Genomic DNA, 13,903 nt, shown 5'->3' on the forward strand with positions numbered 1-13,903 from the left:
CACGATGATTCGGGTTCCTCCCCGCTCTGTATTGGACCTGAGAGTTTCCGCTTTGCCTGCTGTTTAGCAGCGCGCCACTTGCACCGTCGGTGAGCCCGGTTTCCCGGACTGCTTTCCAGAGTTGCCTTGCCGCGGCGGTACGTGGGCCTGAGAGATTCCTGGGGAGGATTTGCTCCTACGGCGCCTGCTGAACGTACCGGCAGGACTCTCCCGCCGCAGATCATAAGCTGTGCCACTGGTGGGTGACACGGCTCACACTTTATCTGCTGTTCGGGCCGGATGCAAAATTTGCGTCACATGGCCGGGTGTTTCCTGCCGCCAGGCGGCATTCTCCGCTGGTCCGGCGAAAGTCCGCGCTGAGGGCTGCCTTGTTTCCTGCACGCTTTGGAAATCGCTATTGTCACACAGGCAGGTAGTTAGTAATCTACGGCCAACCGGACTTTCGGCCGCATCTGGCGGCGCCCGGAACGGCGCTGCCGTCAGGGGCTACGCCCCGTACATTTAAGACGCCCAGTCACCGCACTGGCCGACAATGCGGAACACAGGACGCCACGCTTCCATTCAAGGGAGAACCTGATGTTAGGCACCAGAAGCTGCCTCGCCGCCGCTCTTGCCACTACCCTCGTGACCATGGCCGCCCCCGCACAAGCAGCCCCCGCCACGCTCGTGAGCGCGGGACCGGGAATCCTCGTCGCCAAGGGCGCCGCGGTGGATGTTCCCGTCACCTTCATGTGCGACACCGACCCCGCCCTGACCATCGCAATACCCGTGGTCCAACTGACCCAAAGAGTCAGCGACGGACGGATCGCCGGCGGCGCCGGAAACTTTCAGCTCAGCTGCACCAAGCAGGCCCAAACAGTCACCATACGAGTAGTTCCAAATGTGATGGCGTTCAACGAAGGTGCCGCCGCAGCTTCGGTCTACCTGCAAACCTGCAGTGCGCAATTCCAGTGCTCCGCCGTCATTATCAACACAGAAATAACGCTCGCCACACCGGCCGACACCGGGCTTCAGCACCAATAATAAACATGCCAAAGGGCAGCAGCGGCCGCTACAGGTCCACAGCGGCCATAGCTGCCCTCGGGATGCACCTGAGCTCAATAGCCGTAGCGCTCAACGGCGGAAGAACTGAACACGCGGATCCAGTTTTTGCTGCACGCAATCGAGTACTGCCAAACGAGTTCGGAAAGGAGCTAGAAATGCCCAACGACCCTACGGACATGGTCAGCGTCCGATACATGGTGGACGATGTCGATGCGGCGATCGACTTCTACACAAAGCACCTCGGATTCACCCTCCGGATGAGCGCCGCACCGGCGTTCGCCGACGTCGCCTGCGGCCAGCTGCGGCTTTTGCTGAGCGGGCCCAGCAGTTCGGCGGGCCGGCCAATGCCGGATGGCACGGTGCCGTCGCCGGGCGGATGGAACCGCATCCACCTCATCGTGGGCGATATCGCGGCCGAGGTGGAGCGGCTGCGCGCGGCGGGCCTCACCTTCCGGAACGACATCGTCACCGGTCCGGGCGGCCAGCAGATCCTGCTGGAAGATCCGGCCGGCAACGTGGTCGAGCTCTTCCAGCCGGCTGGCCGGTGATTGTTTCGGGACGTTCGACCCTACAGCTGCATTTCCAGACGTTGACAGACTGGTGGGAGACGAATCCCGAGGTTCATCCACAGGCATGCTCTGTTCAAGCGCGGGCCAACAGCACAAGGAAGCGCCGACCATGGCCACTATTTACATTCCTTACGGGACCACCGAAGGTCAGACAGCAAAGATCGCCGAGTACATCTCGGATGTGCTTCAAGCACACGGCCACAACGTGGAAACAGCGGACATTAAGCAGTCCGGGGATACTATTCCGGACGGGTACGACGCAATAATCGTTGGTGCGTCAGTCCATATGGGCAAGCACGAAGACTACGTCCGGGACTTCGTGCGAAAGAACAGTACCGTCCTGAAACACCTCCCGTCGGCGCTCTTCTCTGTCAGCCTGGCCGCGCACGGTGACACCGAAAACGCAGAGAGTTACGTGGAGAAATTCGAGGGTGAAACGGGTTGGCGGCCGGCTCAAGTGGGGCTCTTCGGAGGGGCGCTGCTCTACACGCAGTACGGTTTCCTCAAGCGCCATGTGATGAAGAAGATCGCCAGCGACAAGGGCACCCTGGATACGGACACGTCGCAGGATTACGTCTACACCGAGTGGGATGGTGTCAAGCGGTTCGCGGAGGACTTTCTGGACAGGTTGTAAGTGGACGTCCGGTGCCGCGCCCCTGCCTTCCTAGACGTTGACCGCGGGCCATGGCTGGACGGTGAGTGAGGGCCATTCCGTGCTCCACCGCCTGGTTTTGGTCAAGTACACGTCCCTCGGCGCAAGGACAGGATTGGGCACCACCTTCCGCCCGAACAGGTCATCGTAACCGTGCGGCGCATACGTTGTGAGGCCACCGTGCGCGTCTGCAGTGACTGCGAAGCAGCAGGTCTTCGCCGCGAAGTGATCTATTGCATCGGCCGTGCTGGTGAACGGGACCGCCGGGACCCCGAAATGCTCCTCATACCAAAGGTGCACGCGGGCTTCGTTGCGGACTTCAACCTCTGCGCCCAGGCCTTTGAACAGTTCCCGCGCCCGGCGAATCACCGCATCCTCCGCTTCGTAGGACGTGTCTTCGTCAAAATAGAACAGATCGTAGTCCCGGATGCCAGCGCCCGGGTCTCTGCCGTCCAGCACGTTCCAGACGGTCTGGAACAGAGCCCCCGCTGTCAGCCACCAGTCCGAAACACCCAGCACCGGTGCCAGCTGAAGAATCTGCCGATTCACCGGATTCCTTCGGATATAGGTCAGAAAGAGTCGCTCATCATCGGAATTCACCAGCCCATCCTGCCCCGCTCTGCACGATACTCAAGGGATGAACATGCAGAGTGAGGTTCTTTTCCTTGGCGGTCGGTCAGGTGTCGGGAAGAGCTCCGTGGCGTTTGAACTCCACGCCCGGCTCGCCGCCCTGAAAGTCAGACACTGCGTGATCGAAGGGGACAGCCTCGATCTGGCCTTTCCGCCTCCATGGGAGGGCCACCTGGCCGAGCGGAATCTGGCCGCGGTCTGGGCAAACTACCGGGATCTTGGCTACCGGCGGATGATCTACACGAACACCGTCAGCGTCCGATTCACCCAGGAATTGGCTGCAGCCATGGGCGACGAACCCAGAATTGCTGCCGTTCTGCTGACCGCCACCGATGAGACATCCTCAGCCCGGCTGCGCGGCCGTATCCAAGGCAGTGACTTTCAGGAACACCTTGACCGCAGCAAAGCCGCCGCCAGGGAACTTGAACTCCTGACACCGGAATGGGTCCATCGGTGCCCCACGGACAACCGCAGCGTCCAGGAGATTGCCTCTGACCTCCTGCCGCTCACCGGATGGACCGACGAATCGGCTGACTAGGCTGGTCGCCGCTTCAGTTGGCGGTTCCCGGTGGTTGTTCGGGCTACCTCAGTTGGTCGCAGGGTGAAGGGAAAACTGGCCGAAGCCGCCACGGTGATCACAATCGCCGGCAACCATCAGGGGGACCAGCGGTGGCTACAGTTCGGGCCGCCCTTGTGCGTCCCGACCAGGGTGGGGCAATCACCCACACCAGGAACCCAGGCGCGAAGGTCCTCCGCGGGGTGCGGCGCTGTGTCCGGCACGGCATGATCCGTCTTGGTTGCAGGTCACGGAACGCGTTGCGTGGGCGTATGACCGCGGCCAGCGGGAGAGCGGCCGGCATGCCAAGTCCTCTAATGAAGCGGTGGCCGGAGGGGAGTCAATGATGAATTTCGTGACGCCGAACGTCCGCCATGGCGTTCCCGTGCGGGGTGCCGGGCCTGTTCCAGATGGTGTGCGGCCGGTCCGGTAAGCATAAGATCGAATCACAGGGAGCAGCGGAGGCCAGTGATGGGCGTGAACCGACCAGAGGTAAGCAATACCCGCCAAGGAAGCGGCCGTGTCAGCGCCGGGCTGGCTATCCGGCTCAGTGAACTCGCACGGGAGCTGCAGCAGGACGACGATGTCCACGCCGTCCTGTCCGGCATCGTCCAGGCTGCCCTGGACCTGATCCCGGGGACCGCGCATGCCTCCATTAGCCTCGTTACGGGCAGCAAGAAAGTTGATTCCGAAGTCGCATCGGGAGAGCTCCCCCGCCAGGTCGATGCCCTGCAGAACTCCACCGGGCAAGGACCCTGCCTGGACGCGGCTTACCAGGAGCGGGTGGTTCGTGTTCCAGACCTCAGCCGTGAGGACCGCTGGCCCGAATTCTCCCGGGGCGCCGTGAAACTCGGGGCACGGAGCATGCTTTCGTTCCAGTTGTTCGTTGAAGGTGACCGGTTCGGAGCACTGAACCTCTACGGAACCAGCCCGAATGCCTTCGACAGCGAATCCGAACAGGTCGGTTTACTTGTTGCCGCGCACGCCGCCGTGGCTTTCGCGGACTCCCAGAAAATTAATCAGCTCGGCGAAGCGCTGGTTGCCCGGCAGCTGATCGGCCAGGCCGAAGGCATCCTGATGGAGCGATACAAGCTCACGGCCGAGCAGGCCTTCCTCCTCCTCAGCCGCGCCAGCTCCAGATCCAACATCAAACTCCGGGATATTGCCGAACACCTCGCCAGTAGCGGAGAATTCACCGCTCCGAGGCTCCCCGCTGCCGACAGCTGAACGGGCGTGACGGCGCAGCAATGGGCTTGTCGCCTTGCCGCCCAACTACGGTGTGGCGTGAGGAGCCGGCAGACTCCGGCCGACGCAGGAGGAACCCGCTCCCGCCCCGCATGAACGCTCGATGCCCAGCATAGGGACGGCTGCGTCATTGAGAGCTGCCGCCGACTCGTATCAAGTGAACCGCGGCGGTGCGCTGTTCTAACCGAGGACAGCGTGGGGCTGTCATTGATTCCGCAGACACGGCATCGATCCCGCCTACGACTGGTGGCCAGGCGAATCCCGGCACTGTCCCGGGGGTATAGTCAGGGGAGGTCAGGACGCGGCCATTGGAACCTCATCGTGGAGCTACCATGCCGAAGTTTTCCCCGTTTCTGCCTTCCGCCGCTAAACGCGCACACGTGTATCGAAGCCGGCCACTTGTCCCGGCGCCAGCCGGGCCCGACGCCGTTCCCGTCGATGAACTTCCCTGGCGCTCAACTCCCGGTACGTTCGAGATCGTGCGCGTCGACGGGGGAGGGTTCCTCCTAAGGCTCGTTGACGGGAACGGGATGGTGCTGGCCCTCTCTCGGACTTACCCCGACATTTCCGCCGCAGTGAAAGGTGTCGAGGCTGTGCGGGAAGGCGCTGCCACGTCCCACATTTCGGACCAGACGGCCCGCCCCGCGGTGTCGACCCGATCCCGGTGGACACCGGGTCCGTGAATGCTCTCCAGCCCCTCGCCGCAGCCCGGAGGCGCGCAGCCAGGACCCGCCGGATGGCCCGTCGCCACCGGCCCTGCAGAGTTGCCGAAGCCATGCGCGGGCCCCCTGGTCCGACGCGGCGCCGCACCGAGTTCAACCGCCCGCGGGCCCAGCCCGACTGCGTGCCACGCTTTTGATAGCGAAGCCGACATAACCGCCGACACGTGATTCCCTGCCCGGTGGCTGCCGATCACCATTGGGGGTGACCGGCAGCCCATGGCTGCGAACTCTTGGACCAGCGGATGCCAGGCCGTCCCGTTGTCCGGGTCGAGCAGGTAATACCTGAAGGTGTTGTTGCCGGCGTCGGGCAATCCCCGTTGCCACGAACCGTCCGTCCGCAGAGCGGACGACGGTGACGCGGTCACCCAGATTCAGATCGTGCGCGTAGGCTGGCACCGCGAGAACAGTGACCGTGCCATCGATTTCGGGCCGCCCGTTCAGTCCTTCCCAGTACCTGACGCTGTCAGGTCCCACGGGCAAAGGAAACCATACTGTCTTGGTCGCTGCTGCAGCCTTCGGCCACGGTTCCGGCACGCCGGCTCGCCGGTGAGTAACCCGGCTTGGGTGAAGCCGATATTCGTCCGTGTGCCGAGCCTAGCCGGTCGGGAAAAGTACAGAAGTCTGCCCCACAGCCTCCCGCAAGGGTGTCGCGTATAGACGCCTCGCCGGAGAAGTCGGCCGAACCCGCAATAGAATCCCGCTGCTGTCGCGCCCAAGCGGTCGCCGACCGGAATGTCTTGCAAGTTGGTGAGCCCGCGACATGACCGGAAGCGCAACACATCTTCGGATAACCGCGACGTCTGGCGCCTGGTTCAGGATTTCGCCCCGACGTTCCGGCCGGAGCGGCAGGCCTTTGACCCAATCTTCCGTTCCCTGGTGGAGGCGCCCCAGGCACTTGTTCTTGTAGCCGAACAGAGTGCCGGATCCGTCGTCGGCTATCTTTTAGCACATTGCCGGGCCACGTTCCTTGCCAACGGCCCTGCTGCCTGGGTCGAGGAGGCTATGGTGTCCGAGCGGGCACGCCGGCAAGGGGGCGTGGGACAGGCCCTGATGGTCGAAGCCGAGTCATGGGCTGAGTCGCAGGGCGCTGCTTATGTGTCGTTGGCCAGCCGGCGGGCCGGCGGTTTCTATCGTTCCTTGGCGTACGAGGATTCCGCGACCTTCTTCAAGAACCCCCTCATTTCCCGATATCGGCGGCGCGTGTGGACCCGTCCCCTCCGGTTACGGTTCATTGCTCCTCTAGCGGGATTGCAAACCGTCATTCCAGGCGGCGCCTCCCGCCGTGGTCCGCTACTCGCCGAGGAACTGCAGCAGGAACGGGACGGTGGCGTGCATCGTCCGGAGGTCCCCTCCGCTGGCGGCCTCCTCGCCGAGGTAGTCGCCGTGGCCGCCGGGGACGATCAGCAGTCGGGCGCCCGGGATGACGCCGGCCATCCGTGCAGCGTACCCGGCGGTGACAACGTCGCGGTCGGCGCTCACCACCAGGGTGGGCGCCGTGATGGCGCCCAGCTCGTCGTCTGACCAGCCGGGGAAGTCCAGGATGCGCTGCCTGTCCAGTTCGAAGAGCCGGTCCAGGTGGCCGGGTTCGGGGTTGAGGAGGCGGTCGGCGTCCTTGTACGTGTCCGGCATGTCATCCGGCGTGGCCTTCGCCATGCCGTCCCAGAACGCGTCCGGCACGGCGTCGCGGCTCGCGAAGGTGGAGGCCGCGATGAGGCGCCGGACAGCGGCGGGGCGCGCGAGTGCCAGCGCGAGGGCGGTGTGGCCGCCGGCGCTGAATCCCAGCACATCCACGGATTCCACGTTGAGCTGGTCCAGGACAGCGAGGACGTCGCCGGCGGAGTTCTCGGCGGTGAGCGGGCGGCTGGTGGGCTGGGTGCGGCCGTGGCCCTCCTCCTCAACGGCAATCACCTGGCGCTGTCCGGCGAGCAGCGGGATGAGTTCGCTGAAGTTGGTGTCGATGGTGGAACCGCCGCCCGGGATGAGGAGCAGTGGCGGCTGGCCGGGCACCGCCTGGCCGTGGACTTCGTAGTACATGCGAAGGCCGTTGTTGTCCGCGAAGCCGTGGGTGAAAGTCACACGGCATCCTAACCCCGGACGCTTCCGGCGAACAGGGGCCAGGTCCCGGTCTGTTGTGATGGCCTTAGGTTGCGGCTTCTGCCAGCCCCAGCCTGATCATGCGCAGTTCGTCCTCCACCGCACGGGAGGGCCAGTGGTTCTTCACCAGCGCACTTGCCCGGTTTTGGTCTGCTGCCGGGAAAAGCCTGCCGAGCAGCCCGGCTGCCTGAAGCAGCGCAATCAGTGCCGTGGTCCTGGCATCGGGCGGCATCGCACCCGCCGGTGTGGCATCTGTGGTCCTGGCATCGGGCGGCATCGCACCCGCCGGTGTGGCATCTGGCGGCGTGGCACCTGCTGGTATTGCACTGGCACCTGCTGGTGTTGCATCTGACGGCTTAACGCCGAGTGCGGCTTGGATCTTTTGCAGGAGCGCCGCTTCCGGTGCGTGGTCCTTCTCCGGGTAGCGCGTGGACTTGAACGGACCAAGGTGTTTTTCGCCGACATGCTCCACGATGCCCAGCGACGCCATCCCTTCGTACACACGGCGCACTTCGCCGCGGCCCTCCAGCATGGAGACCCACCGCTTGGCAGTGTGCGGCCGTGATTTTTCACGGATTAGTTCCAGCTCGTGCTGGAAGTCCGATTCCGGGGCGGCTCCGGTAGCCCTGACGTGCTTTCCCTGCACCGCCACTGCGCCGAGGAGGTCCAGTTCGGCGAGTATCGCCCCTGCCAGCGTGGTCCTCAGTACGTATGCCGGCAGTTGGGGTTCGCCGTCCTTGTCGTTCGTTGCCAGAAGAAGGAAAGCCTGGGGAAGGCTTAGATCCTCGGCCTTCGGTGTTTCAGCGTTCATACGATCATGGTGGACCAGTAATGCAGCCACCACAACGGCGATCCCCAGGGACGGACGACGGCGGCGAGCATGACGGAGATCCCGCACAATGCTCTTGTCCACCGTCCGTGTCCATGCCGTGCCTTACCGTCGTGCGCTCATGGACCTCGCCCCCTTTCTCGAAGGCTTCGCCACCTGGAGCCAGGCGCCCCTCGGCGTCGCCATTGTTGTGCCATTGGCTCCTGCTTCCCTCGGCGCCCTGGCCGTCGGTATTCGTAAGTTCATCCACTCCGTCCCGGCCCGTTTCGACCCGCTGGCTGAAGCGGCGGGTAGGGCTACTTTGAGTCAGCCCCCGGCCCGCGGACGACGGCGGGACGTCCCGCCGTCGTCCGCTTGCGTTTTAGCGGGGTGCTTTGGCCTCGATTAATTGCCGGATCCACTGGATGGTTTCGGGACGGTCCAGATGGAGGCCGTGGCCGGCGCCGGGAACCCTGACCAGCGTGGAACGGCGTATCTGCCGATGCAACTGGATGGCGTTGGGCAGGGGCGTCAGCGCATCACCGGTGCCGTGGAGAATGAGGGTGGGCGATTGGATGGAGCCGAGCTGGCCCCACGCGTCGTGCTCCCGGCTGGCGCGGAAGTGGCGGGATTTTGCCCAGGCGGATGCCCGCGAATTGAAGAAGGCGCGGACTGCGTCGGGGTGGTTCGCCGCCCATTCCGGATTGAAGAACAGCGTCTCCAGCCGTCCAGCAACGCCGCTGACCAGCGCTTCCATGGCGTCCTTGGTGGGCTCCGCCCCAGCGAGTTTCCCTCCGCTCGTTGCGGCAACGATCAGCGCGCGGACACGTTGTGGATGATCAATGGCAAGCCATTGGGCGATCCTTCCACCCATGGAGTGGCCGTACACGTGCGCGCTGTCGGCGCGGGCGGCCTTTAGGACAGCGGCCGCATCGGCGGCCAGGAGCCTCGTGGTGTAGCGGTCGGCGTCGCCATTGCTGCTCCCGCCGATCCCCCGGTGGTCAAAGCGGATGACGCGGAAATGTTCGGCCAGGGCCTCCGCCGTGGGTCCCCATCCGTCCATGGCCGTTGCCTGACCGGCGATCAGGAGCAACGGCTCCCCGCGGCCCTCCTCGACCCACGCCAGCGAGGCGCCGTCGGGAGCCAAGGCAATCTTCACCGTGACACTCTATCTTTCGCGCGGACCGGACGGCGACGATGTCCAGGGGCCGTCACCCCCAACAGCGCACCGCAAGCGGCGGAACCTGATGGAGGGGGAGCTGAAGAGCTCACGCTCCAACGCGCTGAGCGCCCAGAAGCGTCCGTACCTGGTCGCGGATGTTCCCGACGACCGAGTCGTCGCTAAGTTTCGTGAAAGCCGTGGCTGTCATGTTGATGAACATGATTGCGGAGATGATGCTCGCCAGCTGCGCCGCGTCCTGTTCGTTCCTGTCGTCGTCCCTGCTCAGAATCCCGGCCATCGCCTCGTCTACACGCGTGGTCAGTTCTAGCCCGACCTTGTGGTGGTATTCGTCGGGATCGCCAAAGACGAGCTCCCGAAGATAAGTGCGGCCGTTCTCGATCTGTACGCGGTTGCACGCGACGATCGGCTGCACGATCGCCATGACAGCGTCCAGGATGCCTGGTGTCGCGCCGGCGACTGTGACGCCGCTGTTGATGGCTTCGGCGTACTTGACGTTATGCACCAGGAGGAGGAGTTCCGCCTTCGTCGTCGCATAGAAGAAGAGCGTTCCCGTACCCACATCAGCCTTGTCGGCGATCTGCTGCGTTGTGACCTCGTCGACACCGTACTTGCTGAAGAGCTCGCGGGCCGCGGACGTGATCCGATCGAGCTTCTCCTGTTTGTTGCGCTCGCGACGACCAGGGGCTCGGGATTCAGCGTGCATGGTTCGATTATCCACAATCCTCGCGTGAATAAATATTGAGCGTACTCAATTATGAGTATAGTCAGAACATTTCTACAGGAGGATCCAATGCCATCACTGAACGGAGCCGTTGTGCTCGTCACGGGCGCCAACGGCGGAATCGGCACCGAGTTCGTACATCAGGCCCTCGCCAGGGGCGCCGCGAAGGTGTACGCGACGGCGCGAACCCCGAAAGCCTGGGATGACCACCGCATCGTCCCGCTAACGCTCGATATCAACAACCCGGTATCCCGCGCCGCGCCCGCCCTGACCGCGCGGGATGCCACGGTCCTCATTAACAACGCCGGCATGTTCATTGGCGGCGACTCCATGGCGCAGATTCGCGAGACGGTGGAGACGAACTTCTTCGGTCCCGTGCTTCTCGCCAAGGCGTTCGCGCCGGTGCTGCCATCGCATCCGGAATCGGTGATCGTGGACATGCACTCGGTCGCGAGTTGGTACGCCTTCGGCGGCGCATACAGTGCCGCGAAGGCCGCGCTGTGGTCTGCCACGAACTCCCTCCGCCTCGAGCTCGCACCCAAAGGCACCCATGTTGTCGCCGTGCACGTCGGCTACGTGGACACGGCAATGGCCGCACACGCTACCGGTCCGAAGATGCAGCCCGACGACCTCGTGCGCCTCACCTTCAACGCCGTCGAAGCGGGCGATTACGAGGTGATCGCTGACGAGCTGACCGCAGCCGTCAAGGCGGCCCTCAGCGGCCCGGTCCTCTCGCTCTACCCGGAACTTCTCGGCTCCGCCTCAGCCGACATCCAAGTCAACGTGAAGGAGGGAGACAGGTGAAGGCGTTTGTCATCGACCGCTACAAAGGTCCGCTGCGCCAGGCCGAGGTAGCCGAACCGGCCGTCGGAGCCCATGACGTGCTGGTGGAGGTCAAGGCTGCCGGCGTCAACCAGCTCGATGAGAAGATCCGCCTGGGCGAGTTCCGGCAGATTATGCCTTACCGAATGGCGCTGATCCTCGGGCACGATCTGGCCGGCGTTGTCACAGCCGTCGGAGCCGAGGTCCGGCAGTTCCAGCCCGGGGATGAGGTGTACGCCCGTCCGGCCGGGGACCGGATCGGGACGTTTGCTGAGCGCATCGCGGTGCACGAGGACGACCTGGCTCTCAAGCCCGCGTCAATCAGCATGCGCGAGGCCGGTTCGTTGCCGCTGGTCGCCCTGACGGCGTGGCAAGCCCTGGTGGAACGTGGCAACGTTGAGCGCGGACAGAGGGTGCTGATCCACGCGGGCGCCGGAGGCGTGGGCTCAACCGCGATCCAGCTGGCGAAGCACATCGGCGCCTTCGTCGCCACCACGGCCAGCGCATCGAACACAGGATGGGTGCGTGAACTGGGCGCGGACCTCGTCATCGATTACCGGAGCCAGGACTTCGAGGACGTCCTGCACGACTATGACCTCGTGCTGGACAGCGTCGGCGGCGAGAACCCGGAGAAGTCCCTCCGAGTCCTCAGGCCCGGCGGCAAGGTGATCGGCATCGCAGGTCCGCCGGACCCGCGGTTTGCCAAGGAACTCGGCGCGAGTGCACCCCTGCGGCTGGCCATGACCGTACTGAGCAGCCGCATTCGCCGCAAGGCCCGTCGTCGGAATGTGAGCTACGAGTTTCTCTTCATGCGGGCGGACGGCGGCCAGCTCCAGAAGATCTCGTCCCTGGTGGATGCCGGCGCGATCCGCCCGGTGGTCGGACAGGTCTTTCCCTTCGACCAGGCACCCCACGCGGTATCCGCCACGGGAACCGGCGGCGGTCGCGGGAAAGTCGTCATCGACAACGAACTAGGAACCAGCCAGAGGAACGAACAGGAATCATCATGAGCATCCAACAAGGCACCGGCGACGAGCTGGTCACCACCTACAAGGACGCGGTAACACGTACCGTCAGTGTCGGAGGAGACCAGATCGCCTATCGCGACCTCGGGCCCCGCACCGGGATACCCGTCGTCTTCCTCACCCACCTCTCAGCCAATCTCGACAACTGGGATCCCCGCGTGGTTGATGGCATTGCCGCGCAGCGCCGGGTGATCACCGTCGACTACCGCGGCGTTGGAGGCTCGATGGGGGCAGTCCGCGACTCAGTCGAGGCGATGGCAGACGACGCAGCCGCCTTCATCAGGGCCCTCGGCCTGGACCGTGTCGATATTCTCGGCCTCTCCCTCGGGGGCATGGTCGCGCAGAGCCTGACGCTGCGGCACCAGGAACTTGTCCGCAAGCTCATTCTTGCGGGGACGGGCCCTGCCGGCGGCGAAGGCATCCAGAACGTGACACGAATCGCCAACAGGGATCTTGCCCGGGCGTTGCTCACTTTTCAGGACCCGAAGGTGTTCCTGTTCTTCACCCGGACCTTGAACGGGAAGCGTTCAGCGGCGGATTTCCTCGCCCGCCTCAAGGAGCGGACAGTCGGCCGCGATCGTACGATCACGTTCCCCGGGTATCGCACCCAGCTGAAAGCGATCCACCACTGGGGACTACAGGATCCCGACGACCTGTCGGTCATTCGCCAACCGGTTCTGGCCGTGAACGGCGACAACGACCGGATGGTCCCGACGATCAACACGAAAGACCTTGCCGGGCGCATCCCCGGCAGCGAGCTCATCATCTATCCCGATGCAGGCCACGGCGGCATCTTCCAGCACCACCGCAGCTTCGTCACGAGTGCGCTCGATTTTTTGGACCGGTAGTCCCAGCGCAGTCAGGCCATCCAGCGGACGACGGCGGGACCGCCCGCCGTCGTCCGCTTGCGTTTGATTTGCGGAATGTCCACGAATCCGGACCGCCGGCCGCTACTCTGGCAGGTTGCCGACGTCATTGACGGATCCGCTACGGCGCCGGCGCAGCTGCTGACCGGGCACTGACGGTGGGCCTGACAGCGGGAAGTTTTCCCGCCGTCGTCCGGCCAGCTCGCTAAACCGGTCAACAGCCTGCTGGGCCGCCGCCTGCAGGGCCGGATCCAGGGAAACAGCCCGGGCATATGTGCCGACTGCGGTAAGGGCGTCCATCAGCAGCCGGGCGGGAACCTCCCCGGATTCGCCGCCGCCCTGCAGCAGTATGGCCTCGCGATCCGCCGCCAGGGTGTCAGCCATGGTACCCACGGTAATGCGCTGCCACACGTCGGGAATTCTCTCTACGCTCGCCAGCTTTTCGCGAAGCGGCCATGATGCAATGAATCGGGCAAGCCACGCCTTGTGCCGCTTTTTGTGCCGCCATCCCTGCCAGTGCGGGTAGAAGCTGAAGACGACGGCGAACGGCGCGATGAGTCCCAGCACCACAAGCGCCCAGTCCGCTTCCCCCTGGTAGGGTCCGTCTGCCGCGTCTGCGTAGACGCCGAACATCACGCCTGCGGTAATGCACGCCAGGATCCACGCAACACCCAAGATATCCCGTGTGCGTTTCTGTGATGTGGTGGCGTACTGGACGGGGGCTGGTTCGGAGACGATGTGAGCTTCAACCGCAGTGAGCCCGGTGTTCAGGAGTTTGGATGTCGCAGCACCTTGCAAACCGGATTGGTGCGGCACTTCCAGGTACACCGGCGGTAGTCCCTGCGTTTCCTGTACAGGCACATTAGTTCCGTCGTCCATGTCTCCCCCGTTAAGGCCGTCCGGATTGGCCTCTTGAGTATAGGGTCCGCTGCGGGCCGTCCCCTGCATTCGCCACCGGTGGTTGCT

General features: G+C 64.3%; 16 protein-coding genes, 1 pseudogene and 1 riboswitch. Of the genes and pseudogenes, 11 read left to right on the forward strand and 6 right to left on the reverse strand.

Going from position 1 to position 13,903, the window contains the following annotated elements:
- Positions 1 to 125 precede the first annotated feature (125 nt).
- A riboswitch (glycine riboswitch) is annotated at positions 126 to 223 on the reverse strand.
- A 353-nt stretch (positions 224 to 576) separates the two neighbouring features.
- The 3 genes from FCN77_RS22585 to FCN77_RS22595 all read left to right on the forward strand — a co-directional run bounded on the left by FCN77_RS22585 (position 577) and on the right by FCN77_RS22595 (position 2,247).
- The gene (locus FCN77_RS22585; RefSeq protein WP_137324080.1) at positions 577 to 1,023 is read left to right on the forward strand and encodes a hypothetical protein; all 447 of its coding nucleotides are present in this window, start codon (positions 577 to 579) and stop codon (positions 1,021 to 1,023) included.
- 176 nt (positions 1,024 to 1,199) lie between these two features.
- Positions 1,200 to 1,592 (forward strand): VOC family protein, encoded by a 393-nt coding sequence (locus FCN77_RS22590; RefSeq protein ID WP_175417359.1) that lies wholly within the window; start codon positions 1,200 to 1,202, stop codon positions 1,590 to 1,592.
- Between the two features lie 130 nt (positions 1,593 to 1,722).
- On the forward strand, positions 1,723 to 2,247 hold the full coding sequence (locus FCN77_RS22595) for a flavodoxin domain-containing protein (RefSeq protein ID WP_137324081.1): 525 nt from the start codon (positions 1,723 to 1,725) through the stop codon (positions 2,245 to 2,247).
- A gap of 30 nt (positions 2,248 to 2,277) precedes the next feature.
- Here FCN77_RS22595 and FCN77_RS22600 read toward each other — a convergent pair whose 3' ends face one another.
- A complete protein-coding gene (locus FCN77_RS22600) occupies positions 2,278 to 2,814 on the reverse strand; it encodes a nucleotidyltransferase family protein (protein WP_254678698.1) in 537 nt (178 codons plus the stop codon).
- A 148-nt stretch (positions 2,815 to 2,962) separates the two neighbouring features.
- On the opposite strand from FCN77_RS22600, the gene FCN77_RS22605 reads away from it, so the two are divergent.
- The 4 genes and pseudogenes from FCN77_RS22605 to FCN77_RS22620 all read left to right on the forward strand — a co-directional run.
- The gene (locus tag FCN77_RS22605; protein ID WP_254678699.1) at positions 2,963 to 3,433 is read left to right on the forward strand and encodes an ATPase; all 471 of its coding nucleotides are present in this window, start codon (positions 2,963 to 2,965) and stop codon (positions 3,431 to 3,433) included.
- A gap of 495 nt (positions 3,434 to 3,928) precedes the next feature.
- Positions 3,929 to 4,678, forward strand: a complete 750-nt coding sequence (locus FCN77_RS22610; protein WP_254678700.1) for a GAF and ANTAR domain-containing protein — start codon at positions 3,929 to 3,931, stop codon at positions 4,676 to 4,678.
- 548 nt (positions 4,679 to 5,226) lie between these two features.
- Positions 5,227 to 5,379, forward strand: a complete 153-nt coding sequence (locus FCN77_RS27165; RefSeq protein ID WP_254679054.1) for a hypothetical protein — start codon at positions 5,227 to 5,229, stop codon at positions 5,377 to 5,379.
- Between the two features lie 771 nt (positions 5,380 to 6,150).
- Positions 6,151 to 6,507 (forward strand): annotated as a pseudogene (locus tag FCN77_RS22620) (GNAT family N-acetyltransferase); the annotation flags it as partial.
- 201 nt (positions 6,508 to 6,708) lie between these two features.
- Here FCN77_RS22620 and FCN77_RS22625 read toward each other — a convergent pair.
- Both FCN77_RS22625 and FCN77_RS22630 read right to left on the reverse strand, forming a co-directional pair.
- Complete coding sequence (locus FCN77_RS22625) at positions 6,709 to 7,494, reverse strand: alpha/beta fold hydrolase (RefSeq protein WP_254678701.1); 786 nt, start codon at positions 7,492 to 7,494, stop codon at positions 6,709 to 6,711.
- Positions 7,495 to 7,558: 64 nt separating this feature from the next.
- A complete protein-coding gene (locus FCN77_RS22630; RefSeq protein WP_137324086.1) occupies positions 7,559 to 8,323 on the reverse strand; it encodes a GPP34 family phosphoprotein in 765 nt (254 codons plus the stop codon).
- 88 nt (positions 8,324 to 8,411) lie between these two features.
- On the opposite strand from FCN77_RS22630, the gene FCN77_RS22635 reads away from it, so the two are divergent.
- On the forward strand, positions 8,412 to 8,729 hold the full coding sequence (locus FCN77_RS22635; protein WP_137324087.1) for a hypothetical protein: 318 nt from the start codon (positions 8,412 to 8,414) through the stop codon (positions 8,727 to 8,729).
- On the opposite strand, the gene FCN77_RS22640 is transcribed toward FCN77_RS22635, so the two are convergent.
- Both FCN77_RS22640 and FCN77_RS22645 read right to left on the reverse strand, forming a co-directional pair.
- Positions 8,703 to 9,479, reverse strand: coding sequence for an alpha/beta fold hydrolase (locus FCN77_RS22640; protein ID WP_254678702.1), 777 nt, complete (start codon positions 9,477 to 9,479; stop codon positions 8,703 to 8,705). The two genes, FCN77_RS22635 and FCN77_RS22640, sit on opposite strands and share 27 nt — an antisense overlap.
- Positions 9,480 to 9,588: 109 nt before the next feature.
- Entirely contained in the window at positions 9,589 to 10,206 is a 618-nt protein-coding gene (locus FCN77_RS22645) for a TetR/AcrR family transcriptional regulator (protein WP_137324088.1), read from the reverse strand.
- Between the two features lie 87 nt (positions 10,207 to 10,293).
- Here FCN77_RS22645 and FCN77_RS22650 point away from each other — a divergent pair, with 87 nt between their 5' ends.
- Genes FCN77_RS22650 through FCN77_RS22660 form a run of 3 tightly spaced genes read left to right on the forward strand, consistent with a single transcriptional unit; the run spans position 10,294 to position 12,919 of the window.
- Entirely contained in the window at positions 10,294 to 11,028 is a 735-nt protein-coding gene (locus FCN77_RS22650; protein ID WP_137324089.1) for an SDR family oxidoreductase, read from the forward strand.
- On the forward strand, positions 11,025 to 12,056 hold the full coding sequence (locus FCN77_RS22655) for an NADP-dependent oxidoreductase (RefSeq protein ID WP_137324090.1): 1,032 nt from the start codon (positions 11,025 to 11,027) through the stop codon (positions 12,054 to 12,056). The genes FCN77_RS22650 and FCN77_RS22655 overlap by 4 nt, the downstream gene beginning before the upstream one ends.
- Positions 12,053 to 12,919, forward strand: a complete 867-nt coding sequence (locus FCN77_RS22660; RefSeq protein WP_137324091.1) for an alpha/beta fold hydrolase — start codon at positions 12,053 to 12,055, stop codon at positions 12,917 to 12,919. The genes FCN77_RS22655 and FCN77_RS22660 overlap by 4 nt, the downstream gene beginning before the upstream one ends.
- Positions 12,920 to 13,021: 102 nt before the next feature.
- Here the strand turns inward: FCN77_RS22660 and FCN77_RS22665 are convergent, their stop codons facing one another.
- Positions 13,022 to 13,816 carry a hypothetical protein gene (locus tag FCN77_RS22665; protein ID WP_137324092.1) on the reverse strand — a complete coding sequence of 265 codons (795 nt, stop codon included), beginning with the start codon at positions 13,814 to 13,816 and terminating at the stop codon, positions 13,022 to 13,024.
- Positions 13,817 to 13,903: the final 87 nt, after the last annotated feature.

The organism is Arthrobacter sp. 24S4-2 (assembly GCF_005280255.1).
Classification (GTDB): domain Bacteria; phylum Actinomycetota; class Actinomycetes; order Actinomycetales; family Micrococcaceae; genus Arthrobacter.